General features: G+C 64.1%; 15 protein-coding genes and 1 rRNA gene. 2 read left to right on the top strand and 14 right to left on the bottom strand.

What is annotated here, in order from left to right; translation table 11 throughout:
* From VF34_RS07585 to VF34_RS07595, 3 genes are all read right to left on the bottom strand, one after another.
* Positions 1–1,174 (bottom strand): 16S ribosomal RNA (locus tag VF34_RS07585); the annotation flags it as partial.
* A 563-nt stretch (positions 1,175–1,737) separates the two neighbouring features.
* Complete coding sequence (gene tyrS, locus VF34_RS07590) at positions 1,738–3,012, bottom strand: tyrosine--tRNA ligase (protein WP_027497224.1); 1,275 nt, start codon at positions 3,010–3,012, stop codon at positions 1,738–1,740.
* Between the two features lie 38 nt (positions 3,013–3,050).
* A complete protein-coding gene (locus VF34_RS07595; protein ID WP_032374312.1) occupies positions 3,051–3,704 on the bottom strand; it encodes a DNA-3-methyladenine glycosylase in 654 nt (217 codons plus the stop codon).
* A gap of 73 nt (positions 3,705–3,777) precedes the next feature.
* On the opposite strand from VF34_RS07595, the gene VF34_RS07600 reads away from it, so the two are divergent.
* A complete protein-coding gene (locus VF34_RS07600) occupies positions 3,778–4,509 on the top strand; it encodes an ABC transporter ATP-binding protein (protein ID WP_027497226.1) in 732 nt (243 codons plus the stop codon).
* On the top strand, positions 4,506–5,261 hold the full coding sequence (locus VF34_RS07605) for an ABC transporter permease (RefSeq protein WP_027497227.1): 756 nt from the start codon (positions 4,506–4,508) through the stop codon (positions 5,259–5,261). Before VF34_RS07600 ends, VF34_RS07605 begins: the two co-directional genes overlap by 4 nt.
* A 10-nt stretch (positions 5,262–5,271) precedes the next feature.
* On the opposite strand, the gene VF34_RS07610 is transcribed toward VF34_RS07605, so the two are convergent.
* The 11 genes from VF34_RS07610 to VF34_RS07660 form a co-directional block, all read right to left on the bottom strand.
* The gene (locus tag VF34_RS07610) at positions 5,272–5,478 is read right to left on the bottom strand and encodes a Trm112 family protein (protein ID WP_027497228.1); all 207 of its coding nucleotides are present in this window, start codon (positions 5,476–5,478) and stop codon (positions 5,272–5,274) included.
* 104 nt (positions 5,479–5,582) lie between these two features.
* Positions 5,583–8,600, bottom strand: coding sequence for an AMP-binding protein (locus VF34_RS07615; RefSeq protein WP_032365532.1), 3,018 nt, complete (start codon positions 8,598–8,600; stop codon positions 5,583–5,585).
* A 101-nt stretch (positions 8,601–8,701) separates the two neighbouring features.
* Entirely contained in the window at positions 8,702–10,150 is a 1,449-nt protein-coding gene (gene argH, locus VF34_RS07620) for an argininosuccinate lyase (protein WP_027497230.1), read from the bottom strand.
* Positions 10,147–11,346: an argininosuccinate synthase gene (locus tag VF34_RS07625; RefSeq protein WP_032370344.1), complete on the bottom strand. Its 1,200-nt coding sequence runs from the start codon at positions 11,344–11,346 to the stop codon at positions 10,147–10,149. The genes argH and VF34_RS07625 overlap by 4 nt, the downstream gene beginning before the upstream one ends.
* Positions 11,347–11,398: 52 nt before the next feature.
* The gene (locus VF34_RS07630; protein WP_032365512.1) at positions 11,399–11,914 is read right to left on the bottom strand and encodes an arginine repressor; all 516 of its coding nucleotides are present in this window, start codon (positions 11,912–11,914) and stop codon (positions 11,399–11,401) included.
* Complete coding sequence (argF, locus tag VF34_RS07635; protein ID WP_032365513.1) at positions 11,911–12,846, bottom strand: ornithine carbamoyltransferase; 936 nt, start codon at positions 12,844–12,846, stop codon at positions 11,911–11,913. The genes VF34_RS07630 and argF overlap by 4 nt, the downstream gene beginning before the upstream one ends.
* Positions 12,843–14,048, bottom strand: coding sequence for an acetylornithine transaminase (locus tag VF34_RS07640; RefSeq protein WP_027497234.1), 1,206 nt, complete (start codon positions 14,046–14,048; stop codon positions 12,843–12,845). Before VF34_RS07640 ends, argF begins: the two co-directional genes overlap by 4 nt.
* Complete coding sequence (argB, locus tag VF34_RS07645) at positions 14,045–14,959, bottom strand: acetylglutamate kinase (RefSeq protein ID WP_027497235.1); 915 nt, start codon at positions 14,957–14,959, stop codon at positions 14,045–14,047. Before argB ends, VF34_RS07640 begins: the two co-directional genes overlap by 4 nt.
* Positions 14,956–16,194 carry a bifunctional glutamate N-acetyltransferase/amino-acid acetyltransferase ArgJ gene (gene argJ / locus VF34_RS07650; protein WP_045841241.1) on the bottom strand — a complete coding sequence of 413 codons (1,239 nt, stop codon included), beginning with the start codon at positions 16,192–16,194 and terminating at the stop codon, positions 14,956–14,958. The genes argB and argJ overlap by 4 nt, the downstream gene beginning before the upstream one ends.
* Positions 16,191–17,246, bottom strand: a complete 1,056-nt coding sequence (gene argC / locus VF34_RS07655; protein WP_027497237.1) for an N-acetyl-gamma-glutamyl-phosphate reductase — start codon at positions 17,244–17,246, stop codon at positions 16,191–16,193. The genes argJ and argC overlap by 4 nt, the downstream gene beginning before the upstream one ends.
* Before the next feature lie 52 nt (positions 17,247–17,298).
* The gene (locus tag VF34_RS07660; RefSeq protein WP_032374313.1) at positions 17,299–17,853 is read right to left on the bottom strand and encodes a hypothetical protein; all 555 of its coding nucleotides are present in this window, start codon (positions 17,851–17,853) and stop codon (positions 17,299–17,301) included.
* Positions 17,854–17,905: the final 52 nt, after the last annotated feature.

Genomic DNA, 17,905 nt, shown 5'->3' on the forward strand with positions numbered 1-17,905 from the left:
ATGACTTGACGTCGTCCCCACCTTCCTCCGAGTTGACCCCGGCAGTCTCTTACGAGTCCCCACCATTACGTGCTGGCAACATAAGACAAGGGTTGCGCTCGTTGCGGGACTTAACCCAACATCTCACGACACGAGCTGACGACAGCCATGCACCACCTGTACACCGACCACAAGGGGGACCGTATCTCTACGGTTTTCCGGTGTATGTCAAACCCAGGTAAGGTTCTTCGCGTTGCATCGAATTAATCCACATGCTCCGCCGCTTGTGCGGGCCCCCGTCAATTCCTTTGAGTTTTAGCCTTGCGGCCGTACTCCCCAGGCGGGGCGCTTAATGCGTTAGCTACGGCACAGATCCCGTGGAAGGAACCCACACCTAGCGCCCACCGTTTACGGCGTGGACTACCAGGGTATCTAATCCTGTTTGCTACCCACGCTTTCGTTCCTCAGCGTCAGTTGTTTCCCAGAGACCCGCCTTCGCCACCGGTGTTCCTCCTGATATCTGCGCATTTCACCGCTACACCAGGAATTCCAGTCTCCCCTGAAACACTCAAGTCTGCCCGTATCGCCTGCAAGCCCGAAGTTGAGCCCCGGGTTTTCACAAACGACGCGACAAACCGCCTACGAACTCTTTACGCCCAGTAATTCCGGACAACGCTCGCACCCTACGTATTACCGCGGCTGCTGGCACGTAGTTAGCCGGTGCTTCTTCTGCAGGTACCGTCACTCACGCTTCGTCCCTGCTGAAAGAGGTTTACAACCCGAAGGCCTTCATCCCTCACGCGGCGTCGCTGCATCAGGCTTCCGCCCATTGTGCAATATTCCCCACTGCTGCCTCCCGTAGGAGTCTGGGCCGTGTCTCAGTCCCAGTGTGGCCGGTCACCCTCTCAGGTCGGCTACCCGTCGTCGCCTTGGTAGGCCATTACCCCACCAACAAGCTGATAGGCCGCGGGCCCATCCTGCACCGATAAATCTTTCCACCACAACACATGCATGCTGCGGTCATATCCGGTATTAGACCCAGTTTCCCAAGCTTATCCCAGAGTGCAGGGCAGATCACCCACGTGTTACTCACCCGTTCGCCGCTCGTGTACCCCGAAAGGCCTTACCGCTCGACTTGCATGTGTTAAGCACGCCGCCAGCGTTCGTCCTGAGCCAGGATCAAACTCTCCGTAAAAGACCTGCGAAACAACAGTCCCGAAAGACCGTGAATCAGTCAAAGACATCAAGTCAAATCACTAGCAAAAAAACTCAACTAGCATTTTCAAACAACACCCGACAACAACCACCACAAGCGGATGGCTGATACATCGAATGCTTTCACCAAATAAAATTCGGCACTGACATTCATCGACACACTGTTGAGTTCTCAAAGAACACGCACACACCATTCACGTCCGAGATGATATCGTCGGTGTCCGGGGCAACCGTTCCAGCTTAGATCGGATGTTCAGGCTCAGTCAAACTGGCCTTCGATCCGCGGTTAAGACACAACCGAAGTAGTGTCCGAACCAGATTGTGTAGAGCGCGTCCGCTTCGCTCAGGCCTTGCGGTCTGGGCTGGCGTCCGTGTCGCTCTGACTTGGACAAAGTTACGCCCCGGATAACAACGCGTCAAATCCCCAGGTCGTTCGGACACAATCGGTGTGAACAGCCTGGTCGCGCTCGAAGGATTGCCCCTCGAGCGGATTTCCAAACCAAATTACATCAATGTGACTCCGGCCACTGGCCGATCCTGGATTCAGCGAGCCACGCGTGCTCCCGCAAAGTTCCGCTTCCCGCGCCGGACCACCAACCATTGTCCGTGCAAGAGGTCGTCGCTCGACGGTGTCCAGTTCTCGTCGGCGATCTTGACGTTGTTCACCGCTGCCCCGCCCTCTTTGACCGCCCGTCGCGCAGCACCCTTGCTCTCGCTCAACCCTGTCGCGACAAGGAGGTCGACGATCGTGTTCGGAGCACCCACCTCGATGTCGGCCACAGATGCCTCGTGCAACGCCGCTGCCAGAGTGCTCTCGTCGAGGTCGGTGAGCTCGGCCCGCCCGAACAGTGCTTGGCTGGCGAGTTCGACCGAGCGAGTCGCCTCTTCGCCGTGAACCAGAGTCGTCATCTCTGCTGCCAGTCGCTTCTGAGCTTCTCGCGCGTGCGGTCGCTCCTCGGTTGCTGTCTCCAATTCGGCCAGTTCGTCCTGGGACAGGAAGGTGAACCAGCGCAGGTACTTGACCACATCGGCGTCACCGGTGTTCACGAAGTACTGGTACCAGGCGTACGGGCTGGTCATCTCGGGGTCCAACCAGAGACTGCCACCACCGGTGGACTTACCGAACTTCTTGCCGTCCGACGACGTGACCAGGGGAACGGTCAGCGCGTGAACCTGTTCGGCGTCCTGCCGACGGTTCAGTTCCACGCCGGCGATGATGTTGCCCCACTGATCCGAGCCACCGATCTGCAGACTGCAGCCGTACTCCCGGCGCAGCTGGACGTAGTCGTTGGCCTGCAACAGCATGTAGCTGAACTCGGTGTACGACATGCCGTCGCCCTCGAGCCGAGTCTTGACCGTCTCCCGCGCGAGCATGACGTTGATCGAGAAGTGTTTGCCGACGTCTCGGAGGAAGTCGATGGTGGACAGCTCCCCTGTCCAGGACAGGTTGTTGACCACCACGCCACCGGTAGGGCCGTCGTCCAGGTCTACGAACCGTTCGAGCTGCCCCCGGATACGCGACGCCCATTCGGTGACCACCTCACGGGAGTTCATGGTCCGCTCCCCCACATCGCGAGGATCACCGATCAGTCCGGTTGCGCCGCCCGCCAGAATGATCGGCCGATGACCGGCCCGCTGGAACCGCTTCAAGGCGAGCAGCGGAACGAGGTGGCCGGCGTGGAGCGAGGGTCCGGTCGGGTCGAAACCGGAGTACAACGTGATCGGCCCGTCCGAGGTGGCCTTCTTCAGTGCTTCCACGTCGGTGGACTGCGCGATCAGTCCGCGCCAGGTCAATTCGTCGATGATGTTCTCGCTCACGACGTCGATCTTCCCGCATGCACTTGCCGCCGCCTCGTTCAGCCCTCACGCAAGCCGGGCTGGGGAGCGCGGGGACTGCGCCGGTAGTTCGACACTGCAGGCGAGGCCGGTAGCCAGAAACGCCACGGTCTGTCTGCTGCCACGCTCACACCCACGCGTGGACCGACTTTCAACGCCTCGTCGCCCAGCGGATGTTCGAGCAGCTCGAGGGTGATCGGTGACGACGCGTCGAACAGATCGGTCCCGTTGTCGGCAAGTCCCACTCCGAGTGCTCGTCCGAGATTGCCGGGCCCTCGAGCCCACCCGGCCTCGACCCGCGCTGTTCGCGACTTTCCGCCACCGCGCCTGCCGTCGACGAGGTCGTGACCTGCAACTACCTGACCGGCTCGAAGCAGGACGGCAGCGGCCGTCCCGTCCGGCCCGCAACTGACGTTCATGCACAGGTGCATGCCGTAACTCAGGTAGACGTACAGCCGACCCGCCGGACCGAACATCACGGCATTTCGGGGTGTCGGACCACGGAAAGAATGCGCAGCGGGATCGGGCCACGGACCGTCGACCGGACCGCCGTATGCCTCGACCTCCACGATGCGTACCGACACCGCGCCTGCATGGACGGTGGCCCCGAGGATACGTCGGGCTGCGTCGTCCGGCTCTCCGATTTCCAAGTCAGCAGCGTTCACCCGTCCCATGATGCTGAACCCTTGACCTCGAGGCATCGACGGGGCTATGACTGCATCGATCGATGAAAGTCTGGAGGCCGACATGGCGTTCACCGGGCAACATGCCGTCGAGATCACAGGGTTGACGGTTCGCCGCGGCAACCGAACGGTGCTGCACAATCTGTCCCTGACGATTCCGCGGGCTGCCATCACCGGCCTCCTCGGCCCATCGGGCTGCGGAAAGACCACGTTGATGCGCGCCATCGTCGGCACGCAGATCGTTGCCGGCGGAACCGTGACAGTGCTCGGATGCCCAGCCGGCTCCACCTCCCTGCGCCGCACCGTCGGGTACGTGACGCAGGCACCGAGCGTGTACCGAGACCTCACCGTTCGCGAGAACGTGCAGTACTTCGGGTCGCTCTACGGTCGCCGCCACTCCGAGGTGGCGTCCGCCATCGCGGCTGTCGGACTCACCGACCATGCGGCGTCGCGGGCGGGTGAGCTCTCCGGTGGCCAACTGAGCCGGGTCTCCCTGGCCAGCGCGCTGGTCGCCGAACCCGAACTCATCGTCCTCGACGAGCCGACGGTCGGGTTGGATCCCGTCCTTCGCTCGGAACTGTGGTCACGATTCGCCGCAATCGCAGCGGTAGGTACGACAGTGCTGGTCTCGAGCCACGTGATGGAGGAGGCAGAACACTGCAGCCAGCTCGTACTGATGCGCGACGGTGCCGTCCTGGACCGATCGAGCCCCGAAGCGCTACTGGCGCGGACGAAGGAAACGAACCTCGACCGCGCATTCCTCTCGCTCATCAGATCCACGGAACAGACATCGTGAACGCACGAATCTACGCAGCGGGTACGGGTCGAATCCTGCGCCAGCTCAGAGCCGATCACCGATCGGTGGCCATGGTCCTGCTCGTGCCGTCTCTACTGATTGTGTTGCTGTATTTCCTGTACCGAGACGTCCCGGCTCCGCCGAACCAACAATCGTCGTTCGATCGAATTGCGATCACGATGCTCGGCATTCTGCCGTTCGTCGTCATGTTTCTGCTCACGTCGATCTCGATGCAGCGTGAACGCAGCACGGGAACACTCGAACGCCTGCTGACCACACCGATGTCCAAGATGGACCTGCTTGCGAGTTACGGCTCGGCGTTCTCGCTCGCCGCTGTAGGGCAGGCGCTGCTCGCGTGCGCACTCGCATTCGGATTGCTCGGGCTCGACATCGAAGGCTCGATCGGGTGGGTTCTGGTGATCGCGGTACTCGGGGCGATGCTCGGAGTGGCGATCGGGCTGTTGTGCAGCGCTTTCGCACGTACCGAATTTCAAGCGGTCCAGTTCATGCCGGTCGTCGTGATCCCGCAGCTCTTCCTCTGCGGGCTCCTGGTGGCCCGCGATCAGATGCCGAGTTGGCTCGGTGCAGTCAGCAACCTTCTGCCGCTGAGCTACCTGGTGGACGCCCTGCAGGAGATATCCGTCCACCCCGATGCAACCAAGCGCATGGGGGCCGACATCGCCGTGGTCGTGATGTTCACCGTGGCAGCGCTGACCGGTGCGGCCGCGACATTGCGTCGGCGTACACCATGAACGAGGTGGTCTAGGACGTGGCGCGCGCCAGAATCGACTCGTGCTCGGCGTCGTCGACATCGCGCGCATCGTCGGCGAGCAACACCGGAATGCCGTTCTCTATCGGATATGCGCGACGCAGTCGCGGGTTGTAGAGCAATTCGTCCTCGACGAGCAGGAGCGGGCCCTTGTCCACAGGGCACGCGAGGATGGAGAGCAGTGTCGAGTCGATTGCCACAGGTGTCCTTCTGTCTGCTCCGACCGAGTCGGAGTGATGGTCTTCGTTCACGCTACCGAACGCCGATTGTTTCCGTCGTCGGGGCCGCCGGCCGTTCCTTCATGTCAGGAAGACTTCTCGGCGGTGGCCTGACGTCCCACGAAGCGTTCTGCCACAACAGCTTTCGTCAGTCGTCGGTAGCTGTTCGACTCCGGATCGTAGTACCACGATCGTGCGCTCGGAGTAGGAATTCCTGCCTGTTTCAATGCAGACGCGTTGGGTCGATAGGCGCGACCGACCGGGATGTCGGACACAACGTGGACGATCGCCGGGCGCTCGTCCGGAAGCAGGACTCCCAGGGCATCGGTGAGAGCGCGAGCGGTGATCACCGCTTCCGGCTGCAGGGAGACAGCACACACGGCAACCTCGGTGGCCGACGCTTCCATGCGGATCGACCGTGGCCCGTCGACGGCAACACGAACCCCGTAGACCACGGCCGAACCGACCTGATCGAGATCGCCGACGGCGTCGACGATCGGCTGGGTGTACACCGGACCCCGCGCCGAGCGAACAACGGTGTCCTTACGATCGATGAGCCAGTAATCGCCGTCCGAATCACGCCGGAACAGGTTCTCGGTGGGTATCCACGCGTCGGTGGGCTCGAAGACCCCACGCATGACATGGCTGGTCGCTTCACCGTCACCACTCGGGCGGCCCAGGAGCAGCCCGATCTCGTCGTCGCGGCACTGCCGCACGAATCCGTCGTCGTCCTCTTCGAGTCGGCCGGTGATCGGGTCGTACGCCGCCAGAGCCACTCGCGCACTGCCGGGCAGAGGGCGTCCCTTCGAGCCGATCTTCGTCCCGGCGACATTGGCCAGAATGACGTCGTTCTCGGTGGAGGCATAGAACTCGAGCACTCGCGCCGGGGTGAACTTCGCCAGGGTGCGACGCCACAATCCCACCGGCATACCGGAGCCGATGAACAGCCGAACCGGGTGACCGGTGTCGACCGGGAAGCGCCCGTCGTCGACGATCTGCTGCATCATCGTCCAGGTGTAGCTGACGACAGTGACGCCGTAGCGGTACACCTCTTCCCTGAAGCGCTCGGGATCGAGACCACGGGAGAGCGCGATCCTCGATCCGCCGGCAAGCGCGCCGCCGATGGTCACGAGTATGCCCGCCGAATGATGGAGCGGTGCAAGGCAATACACAGTATCGCCGGGACCGAGAGCAGCCGTCGTCGCGGTACCGAATGCGGACAGTGCCCAGCGATGGTTGGTGATGTATCGCGGTTCGAGACCACGGTCGGTGGTGGTGAACAGAATCATCGCCAGTTCGCGAGCGCGACCGGGATCCGGCTCGAACCAGGCCGGTAGCCGGACGGCGTCGGGGTCGATGGCTTCGAGGTCGATCACTTCGTAGCCGTCCGGAACATCGAGCCGCCGCGTCTCGCCGCCGCCGAGCACCAGCACGTTGGGCGCGACCGGAACGGCCGCCGCGGCATTCTCCGGATCGGCGATCACAGTGTCGACGTCCACGGTGCGTAACGCGGCAGTGAGGTCGCTACCCGGCTGCAGCAACACCGGAACAGCGCCGATGCGCGACAGAGCCGCGATGGCGGCGAGGGCACTCGGCCTGGTCTCCATCAGCACACCGATGCGCGATGCAGGCCGTACACCGACACTGATCAGACCTCGAACCACGTTGTCGATACGCACGTTGACGGCGTCGTAGGTGTGCACTCGGTCGTCGAAGAGGAAGCACTCGCCGAGCGGGGACTTTCTGCCCTGCTCAGCGATCAAGCGGCCCAACGAGACCCGACTGTGCGGCTGCATCTGCCCCAGCCGCGCCAGCCGCGGAAGGGTGCGCACGGCCTCGGTCGAGATCTCACGAGTGCCGCGAACGGCACCGGTCGCGGCCGAGGCCAGTCCGCGTCCTACACCTACTCCCACTTCGGCGATGGAGGCAGCGGTGTGAATGAGCCTGTTGGTGATCGACACTCCGCTGTCGCTGTCCGAGTGCTCTTCGTGTTCCATGACGCGCACGGCCTCGGGCTTCGGTCCGAGGTTCTCGCGCCACCGAATCCAGTTTCCAGTGGTCGGCCATGTCTGCGCAGCTGCCGTGCTACCCACCACGAGACCGAAATGTCCTGCACGCAAGGTTGTTTCGAATACCTGAGCACGCGGTGCGGCACGCCGGATTCCGCGCACCGCCAACGGCTGTCCGATGTCGTCGACCTCGCCGACGAACGCCAAGACCGGCACCGTCAACTCGGCAAGCGTCAACAACCTGTCCTTGATGACGAAGCCGCCGGTCATCATGCGGTTGTGCACGACGAACTGCCTGAGCAACTCGGCCACGGCGGGCCCGGACCACGCCACCCAGCCGTCCATCGCCAGGAAGCGGCGCTGCGGCTCCCGAGGCAACAGCGCTTCCCGATCGTGCAACTGTCGCAGGAAATCCAAACGAGACCGCACGGTCTTCGCCGGGTCGAGCAGCTGAAATCCCGTCCGCGCCATCCACCCCGACACGGCCAAGCGCGTGAACACATGGTCGGCGAGAAACTCTGCGCCCCGAGTGGCGACACCGGCCGGGATACCCAACGGCAAGCCGGCCAAGGTGTCGACCGGAGCCCCGAACGTGATGAGGCTGGCCAGGTTTCGTCCACCTCGATAGGCGGCAGCTTGGTAGCAGAACATGCCGCCCTGCGAATACCCGCCGAGGTGAACGTCGCGGCCGGTGTGCTCGTGCACCTTGTCCACGACCTCGCTGATGGCGACGACGTGATCGGCCAGAGTACGGCTCCACCCGCCCTCTTCGGTATCGGGCGAACCGAAATCGACCACCCACGGGTCCATGCCCATGCCGTGCAGAATGCCGGCCGCACCTTGATCGGTGGTGACGTCGTACACGTCCGCGGAGACCATCATCGGCGGAATCAGCACCACCGGAGGACTGTCCACGGGAACGTCGTCGGGGAAGTAACGCCGCAACCGATACATCGGCTCGCGGTCCATCACCCGGAAAGGCGACGGATCGACCTCGGTCTCGAGACCACCCAGCCGGATGACCTCGAGGCCGTTCTGGGCCGTTGCGATAGCACGCCGCAGTGGACCACGTACCGCGTCTGCATTCAGTCCCACAAATACACTCCTGCGTTCGGCCCCGACGGAACGACCGACATCGGTCTTCGCGTGACGAAAGCTTCTCACATCACACTCGTGGAATACGGCGAGGATGTCGACTAGTGCCGCAACACCGGCACCTCGGCCCACGCGCGCAACGTCGACGCAGTCGCCCGCACACCACCGAGCTGGTGCGCCACCTGAACCGCCGCGGTGCCGCCGCGAGCATCACGCGAGGAAATGGAACCCTCCACGGTGAGCACCTCGCGCACCGCCGGAGTGAGCGCCGGATCGATCGACGCGAGCTCGTCGTCGGTCAGATCCACCAGCCCGACGCCCCGCGCTTCCGCCGCGCGCACGCAGGCTCCCGCTGCCTCGTGAGCTACCCGGAACGCAATCCCTTGCCGCACCATCCATTCGGCGATGTCGGTGGCGAGCGTGAACCCGGCCGGCGCGAGTTCGGCCATGCGATCGGTGTGGAACTCCAATGTCGCCGTCAAACCGGTGAGTGCCGGGAGCAGCAACTCGAGCTGAGCCACCGAATCGAAGACCGGCTCCTTGTCTTCCTGAAGATCCCGGTTGTACGCCAAGGGTTGTGCCTTGAGGGTGGCCAACAGGCCGGTCAGATTTCCGATCAGGCGGCCCGTCTTGCCACGAGTCAACTCCGCGACGTCGGGATTCTTCTTCTGCGGCATGATCGAGCTGCCCGTCGACCATGCATCTGCGAGAGTCACGTAACCGTATTCGGGTGTGCTCCACGAGATGACCTCCTCGGCGAACCGAGACAGGTCCACCGCTGTCATCGCCAGGACGAACGCGGCTTCCGCCGCGAAATCACGCGAGGACGTGGCGTCGATCGAGTTCTCGGCGGACGAATCGAACCCGAGTTCGGCGGCGATCTTCTCGGGGCTCAGACCGAGCGAGGAGCCGGCCAGAGCGCCGGAACCGTAGGGCGACACTGCCGCTCGCCTGTCGAAGTCCGCGAACCGCTGGACATCACGCAGCAGCGGATGGGTATGTGCGAGCAGATGATGCGCCAACAACACCGGCTGCGCCGCCTGCGAATGAGTCTTGCCGGGCATGACCGCGGTGGGGTGAGCCGCAGCCTGAGTTGCCAATGCGTCCACGACGTCGAGAACACCGACCGCCACCCGACGGACGGCGTCGCGCAACCACATCCGGAACAGGGTCGCGACCTGATCGTTGCGTGAGCGGCCGGCGCGCAGGCGACCACCCACCTCGGGTCCGACCCGGTCGATCAAACCGCGTTCGAGGGCGCCGTGCACGTCCTCGTCCGACTCGGCCGCGACGAACTCACCGGACGCCACGTCGTCGGCCAGCCGCTGCAAACCGTCGAGCATGGTCTCGAGGTCCTGCGGGGTCAGCAGTCCGGCACCGTTCAGAACCCGAGCGTGCGCCATGGACGCACGGATGTCGTAGGGCGCGAGAACCCAGTCGAAGTGTGTCGATTTGCTCAGGGCAGCCATGGCAGCCGCCGGGCCGGAGGCGAAGCGCCCGCCCCACAGCGAGCCTTCGTTGGTTCCGTGTGCGTTGCTCGAAGTGGTCACAGGCCCAGGTCCCGCTTCGCTGCGATCTTGGAGGAGAGCCCGTGCAGCTGCACGAATCCCTTGGCCGCCGACTGGTCGAACGTGTCGCCCTCGTCGTAGGTAGCGAGGTTGAAGTCGTACAAAGACTCCCCGCTGCGACGGCCGTTGACGATGATTCCGCCCGCGTGCAGCACCAAGCGGATGTCGCCCGAGACGTGTTCCTGCGTGTGCTGAACGAACGTGTCGAGTGCACCCTTGAGCGGCGAGTACCACAGGCCGTCGTAGACCAGCTCGGCCCACTTCTGGTCGGTATGACGCTTGTAGCGGCCGAGTTCGCGCTCGAGGGTCACGTGCTCGAGTTCTTCGTGCGCACGGATCAGGACCATCGCACCGGGAGCCTCGTAGATTTCACGGCTCTTGATGCCGACGAGCCGATCCTCGACGACGTCCAATCGGCCGACACCCTGAGCGCCCGCACGGGTGTTGAGTTCTTGGATCGCACCGAGCACCGACACCGGACGGCCGTCGATGGCGACCGGGCGACCCTTGTCGAACGTGAGTATCAGTTCGTCGGGTGCCTGGAAGTTGACCGTCGGATCCTCGGTGTAGTCGTACACATCCTTCGTCGGCGCGTTCCACAGATCTTCCAGGAAGCCGGTCTCCACTGCTCGTCCCCACACGTTCTGGTCGATGGAGAACGGTGACTTGGTGGTGACGTTGATCGGAATGTCGTTCTCCTCGGCGAACGCGATCGCCTTCTCCCGGGTCCACGCGTAATCGCGTACCGGTGCCAGCACTTCGAGCTCCGGAGCGAGCGTGTTGAAACCGACCTCGAACCGGACCTGATCGTTGCCCTTGCCCGTGCATCCGTGGGCGACGACGGTTCCGCCGTGCGCACGTGCGTTCTCCACCAGATGCTTGACGATCAGCGGGCGGCTGATGGCCGAAACCAACGGATACCGATCCATGTACAGCGCGTTGGATTGCACCGTCGGCAGGCAGTACTCGTCGGCGAACTCGTCCCTGGCGTCGACGACGACCGATTCGACTGCGCCGCAGTCCAATGCGCGCTGGCGGACGACATTCATGTCCTCACCGCCCTGGCCGAGGTCGATGGCAACAGCGACGACCTCCTTGCCGGTCTCCCGTCCGATCCAGCTGATGGCGACAGAGGTGTCGAGTCCGCCGGAGTAGGCGAGGATGACGCGTTCGGCCATGGTGATGACGCTCCTTCGTGGTTCGTGTGGTGCAGTGCGGAGTGACCGGATCTCAGTTTCCGCGTCGAGCGAGCTTTTCTATCTTGTCGGCGATCTCGCCGCCGGTGGTCGGTTCACGGGCGATGAGCAGGATCGTGTCGTCCCCGGCGATCGTTCCCACGACTTCCGGCAATGCAGCACGATCGAGGGCGCTGGCCAGGTAATGCGCAGCTCCGGGCGGTGTCCGCAGAACTGCCTGGTTTCCGCTGTGATCGGTGGACACCAACAGCTCCCCCAACAGCCGCAGGAGACGGTCGGTTCCGCCCGACACCCCGCGCACCGGGCTGCCGTCCTCGGGGACCACGTACACCCCGACGCCGCCGTCAGGAGCGCGCAACTTCACCGCACCCAACTCTTCGAGGTCACGCGACAGCGTCGCCTGGGTGGTGTCGATCCCCTCGGCGGCGAGCAACGACGCCAGCTGCGGTTGACTGCGCACCTGATGCGTGGCCAGCAACGCGATGATCCGCGCCTGTCTGCCCGCGCGGGTCGACGCGGTCAGCGGAACCGCAGTGACGTCGTCACTCACGGTCGCCGAGCCTGCTCGAGGAGCCAGACCAGCAGTGCTTTCTGCGCGTGCAGACGGTTCTCGGCCTCGTCCCAGACGACACTGTGCGGACCGTCGAGCACCTCGTCGGTGATTTCCTCGCCGCGGTGGGCAGGAAGGCAATGCAGCACGACCGCATCGGATTTCGCCTTCGACAGCAGCTCGGAGTCGATGCGGTAGGGCCGGAACGGAGCGACTCGATCGAGTCCGTCGTTCTCCTGACCCATCGATGTCCAGGTATCGGTGACGAGAGCGTCGGCACCGTCGGCGGCCTCGTCGGGGTCTTCGGTCACCGTGATGGACGCTCCGGTCTCCTCGGCGCGCGCACGTGCGGCATCGAGGACGTAACCGAGTGGTGCGAATTCCTTCGGAGCGGCGATCCTGACATCGAGTCCCGCGGTCACTCCGCCGATGAGAAGCGAATGTGCCATGTTGTTGGCACCGTCGCCGAAGTACGCCAGCGTCCTCCCGGTCAGGTTTCCCTTGTGCTCGATCAGCGTCTGCAGATCGGCGAGGACCTGGCAGGGATGGAATTCGTTGGACAGCGCATTGACGATGGGAATCGTTGCACCCGTTGCCATCTGCTCCAGTCGCTTCTGGCCGAACGTACGCCAGACGACCGCCTCGACGTAGCGGGACAGCACGCGGCCGGTGTCCTGCAGAGTCTCCTCGCGTCCCAGTTGAGTGTCGCTTCCGGTGACCACAACGGCGTGGCCGCCCAACTGCGCAATGCCCAACTCGAACGAGAACCGAGTTCTGGTGGAATTCTTCTCGAAGATCACACCGACGCCCTTCGGCCCCTCGAGCGGCCGCTTGGAGAACGGAGCCCGCTTGATCTCGGCCGCGAGCGCCAGGATTTCTCCCTGCTGCTGCGGGGTGATGTCGTCGTCGCGAAGGAAGTGCTGAACGGTCATGGCTGGTGTGCCTCCTGTGCTGCGTCGAGAATTGCCGGTAGTGCCGAGACGAACGACGCGGCCTGCTCTTCGGTGATGATCAGCGGCGGTGCGAGCCGCAATACGTCTGGTTGCGCTGCATTGATCAGGAAGCCTGCGTCACGGGCCGCCGCCTCGGCCGCAGGCGCAACTGCGGCCGTGAGCACCACTCCGAGCAGAAGCCCGGAGCCCCGAACATGGCTGACGAGAGGGTGTTCGAGAGCCTCGATGGAATGAGCGATGGTCTTGCCGAGACTGTCGGCGTGCGAAACGAGGTCGTCGGCGGCAATGGTCCGCAACACAGCCAACGCAGCAGCGGCGCAGACCGGGTTGCCGCCGAAGGTGGTGCCGTGCTTGCCCGGATGCAACAACTCCCCCGCCGCCCCGATACCGATGCAGGCTCCGATGGGCAGACCCCCGCCCAGTCCTTTGGCCAAGGTGATCACGTCGGGCACGATGCCGACCGACTGGTGGGCGTAGAACCAGCCCGTGCGGCCGATACCGGTCTGCACCTCGTCGAGGACCAACAGCGCGCCGTGCTTCGCCGTGATCTCACGTGCGGCAACGAGATACCCGTCGGGAGGAACGACCACGCCGCCCTCCCCCATGATGGGTTCGAGAAACACTGCGGCGGTGTCGGAATCGACGGCTGCCTCGAGCGCGGCGATGTCTCCGTAGGGCACGTGCTGGACACCGGCAGGCATGGGTTCGAACGGAATTCGCTTGTCGGCTTGTCCGGTGAGCGCCAGTGCACCCATCGTCCGTCCGTGAAAGGCCTTCTCGGCGGCAATGATGTGGGGACGACCGGTCAGACGCGCGATCTTGAACGCCGCCTCGTTGGCCTCGGTACCCGAGTTGCAGAAGAACACTCGTCCCGTCGCACCCGCACCCAGATGTGCGAGCAATTGCTCGGCCAGTTCGATACCCGGTTCCGTCGCATACAAATTCGACGTATGACCCAGAGTGGAGAGCTGAGCAGTGACCGCCTCGATCACCGCAGGATGAGCGTGGCCCAGGATATTGACGGCGATACCGGCCAGCAGGTCGAGGTACTGCTTGCCGTCGGCGTCGGTCACCACAGCGCCTTCGCCTCGGACGAGCGCTACGCGCGGCACACCGTAGTTGTCCATCAGCGACGTGGACCACCGCTGCTGTAGATCGACCGTGGACTGCGTGCCGGTCATGACGTGACTCCTGACGTAGACGAGTGATCGGGGGTGACCATGGTGCCGATCCCCTCTCCGGTGAACAGCTCCACCAGAACCGAATGTTCGACGCGACCGTCGATGACGTGCGCCGACGGCACACCGGCACGAACGGCCCGCAGGCACGCTTCCATCTTCGGAACCATTCCCGCATCGAGCGTGGGCAGCAATGCGTCGAGTTCCGACGCGTCGATTCGAGAGGTCAGGGAACTGCGATCGGGCCACGCCGTGTAGAGACCCTCGACATCGGTGAGCACGACCAACTTCTCTGCCCCGATCGCACTGGCGAGAGCAGCAGCAGCGGTATCGGCGTTGATGTTGTGCACCACGCCGTCACTGTCGGGTGCGATGGTGGAGACCACCGGAATGCGGCCTGCGGCAATCAGATCGAAGATCGCCTTCGGATCTACCGAGGTGACGTCGCCCACCAGACCGATATCGGTATCGACGCCGTCGACCAGGACCGAACGACGCGTCGCGGTGAACAGGTGTGCGTCCTCCCCCGAGATTCCGACGGCATACGGCCCGTGACTGTTGATCAAGCCGACGAGTTCACGGCCGACCTGCCCGAACAGCACCATCCGAACGATGTCCATGACTTCCGGTGTGGTGACCCGAAATCCGCCGCGGAACTCACCCGTCAGGCCCAGCCTGGTGAGCATGGCCGAAATCTGCGGGCCTCCGCCGTGCACGACGACGGGGTGAATTCCGACGGTGCGTAGAAACACCATGTCGGCGGCGAACGCTCGTTTGAGATCGTCGTCGATCATGGCGTTCCCGCCGTACTTCACCACGACGATCTTGCCCGAGAAGCGCTGGAGCCAGGGCAGCGCCTCGGCGAGCGTGAACGCCTTCTGCGCTGCCGTCAATTGCGTTGCAGCAGCAGTCATGACGAGTACGCCGAGTTCTCTTCGACGTAGGCGTGGGAGAGATCCGTCGTTCTGATCGTGGCCGTACCGGACCCGAGTCCGAGGTCGATGGTCACGGCGATATCGACTCCCGACAGGTCGACCTCGCGCGCACCCGGAGCGCCGACGCCGTCGATGCACACCGGATTGCCGTTGAACGACACAGCAATCCGATCCGGATCGAGTTCGATCGGAGCAATACCGATCGCCGCGAGTACACGGCCCCAGTTGGGGTCCGAACCGAATAGGGCCGTCTTGGTGAGACTGTCCCTGGCGACCGTCCTCGCACCGACGAGAGCCTCGTCCTCGGATACTGCACCGGAGACGGTGATCTTCACTCGCTTCGTGACGCCCTCGGCATCGGCCATCATCTGATCGGCGAGGTCGTCGCATACCGCCAGAACAGCAGCGTCGAGGTCCTCCTGCGACGGGCTCACACCGCTCGCCCCGGAGGAGAGCAGCAGTACCGTGTCGTTCGTGGAGGATGCGCCGTCGACGTCGAGTCGGTCGTAGGACAACCGGGTGGCCGCACGAAGCGCGGTGTCGAGCTGCTCCGCGGTCGCGACGGCGTCGGTGGTGATGACACTGAGCATCGTGGCCAGCGAGGGTGCGAGCATGCCCGCGCCCTTGGCCATGCCACCGACATTCCACTTGTCTGCGTGATGAATCGCGGCCTGCTTCGGAACGGTATCGGTGGTCATGATCGCGTAAGCGGCATCGGTGCCACCGGAGATACCGCCGGCCAGTTCGTGCACCACCTCGGTCACCCCCGGCAACAGCTTGTCCATCGGCAACCGATCGCCGATGAGACCTGTCGAGCACACGGCAACCTCGATGGCCCCTGTTTCCGAACCCCAGTTGCTCAACACGGATGCGACCTCCTCGGCCGTCCGATGCGCGTCCTGGAAACCGGGTGCACCGGTACAAGCGTTGGCACCGCCCGAGTTCAACACCACCGCGCGAAGCCGACCGGTGGTGAGCACCTGCTGCGACCACAGCACCGGCGCGGCCTTGACCTTGTTGCGGGTGAAGACGCCCGCTGCCGTGAAGTCCGGGCCCTCGTTGAACACCAGAGCCAGATCGGACCTGCCACTTGCCTTGATACCCGCGGGAATCCCGGCCGCACGGAATCCGGCGGGAGACGTCACGCCCTGGGAACGCACGAGCTTCCCCGCGACCGAGGCGACCGTATCCGTCTCGCTCTTCAGGCCGGTCATGGAGCAACTCCTACGGTAGAGAGACCGTCGGTCTCGTCGATTCCCAACGCCAGATTCATCGATTGCACTGCTGCACCGGCTGTTCCCTTGGCCAGGTTGTCGATGGCCGCGATGACCACCAGCAAGCCGGCGTCTGCATCGACGGACACACTCATCTGCACGGCGTTCGATCCGATGACCGAACCGGTCTGCGGCAGCCGCCCGGCCGGAAGAACATGAACGAAAGGCTCTGCGGCATAGGCCTTCTCGTACACCTCGACGGCCTGAGCCTCGGTAGCGGTGGTCACGGCCGTACAGGTGGCCAGAATGCCACGCGGCATCGGCGCGAGTACCGGAGTGAACGACACCGACACGTCGGTACCGGCCACAGCCGACAGGTTCTGCACGATCTCGGGAGTGTGCCGGTGCGCGCCTGCTACCGCGTATGCGCGAACCGAGCCCATCACCTCGGAGCCCAGCAGGTCGGCCTTGGGTGCCCGGCCCGCACCGGAAGTGCCGGTGACCGCAACGATGTTGACCCGTGGCTCGATGATTCCGGCGGCAACTGCCGGGGCCAGGGCTAGGCTCGACACCGTCGGATAGCACCCGGGCACGGCGATACGCGTGGCCCCGACCAGGAGCTCGCGGTGCCCCGGTAGCTCCGGGAGCCCGTACGGCCAAGTCCCCGCATGCGGGGACTTGTAGTACTTCTCCCAGGCTGCCGAGTCGTTGAGGCGGAAATCGGCACCGCAGTCGATGATCACCACGGATTCGGGCAACTGGAGCGCGAGTTCGGCGGATTTACCGTGCGGCAACCCGAGGAAGATCACGTCGTGTCCGGCAAGTTCGTCGACCGTCGTGGGGCCGAGCACACGGTCGGCAAGCGGCAACAGGTGGGGATGGAACTCACCCAGTGTCGCGCCTGCATTGCCACCCGCAGTCAGCGCTCCGATGACCAACGAGCCGTCGCGAACAGCTGGGTGGCCGAGCAGCAGGCGAAGGATCTCACCACCGGCGTAGCCACTGGCACCCGCCACCGCGATGCGCTTCGGCGTTGCCTCCGAAATAGTCATGCGGTTTATTATGCAGCATGATGCAAGCTCATTCATCGGCGGGCCGGAAGCGCTAGCTGCTACCCATCGATCTACGAATTTCGTCGAGCTTCTTTCGGCCGGCTTCCTGCCGATCGTTCCACTGTTTGTCCAGGTCCTGACCGGCTCTCGATTCCCGGTCCAGCTCCTCCGCCCCGACAGCCGTACCCGAGCGATGCTCCACCTTCTCTCGCACCCCATCCCAGGTCGGCACCCCGGAGTCGGTGAACTCGCCCGTAGTCGCACCGCCGACATAACCCCCACCCGGGCCGACGGGAAGGTCGTCGACCAATTCCGCATCGATGACGCCCGGCACCGTTCCGCCCAACGGAGCTCTCGGTGGTGGATCGCCGAGCGGCTGGTCGATACGAGGTTTCGTCACCTGCGGAACATCCACATCGGGAACGGTTCCCGGCGGGACGCCGCGATCCGGACCGGCGGGCTCGGGTTCCGCCGTCCCCAACTCGGCCGCCAGAGCGGATGCCGCCGCTGCCACCGGAGCCAACCGAGGTCGGCCGGCCACCGCCGCGAGAACCTCGTTCAACACCTGCAGATCCGAGGCCGTGGCTTGCGTGTCGGATTCACTCATCGGCTGCTCCCGTCGTCGTGCCCGTCATGACACCACGCTACGCACAACACCG

This window comes from Rhodococcus sp. PML026 (assembly GCF_000963615.1).
Taxonomy (GTDB): domain Bacteria; phylum Actinomycetota; class Actinomycetes; order Mycobacteriales; family Mycobacteriaceae; genus Rhodococcoides; species Rhodococcoides fascians.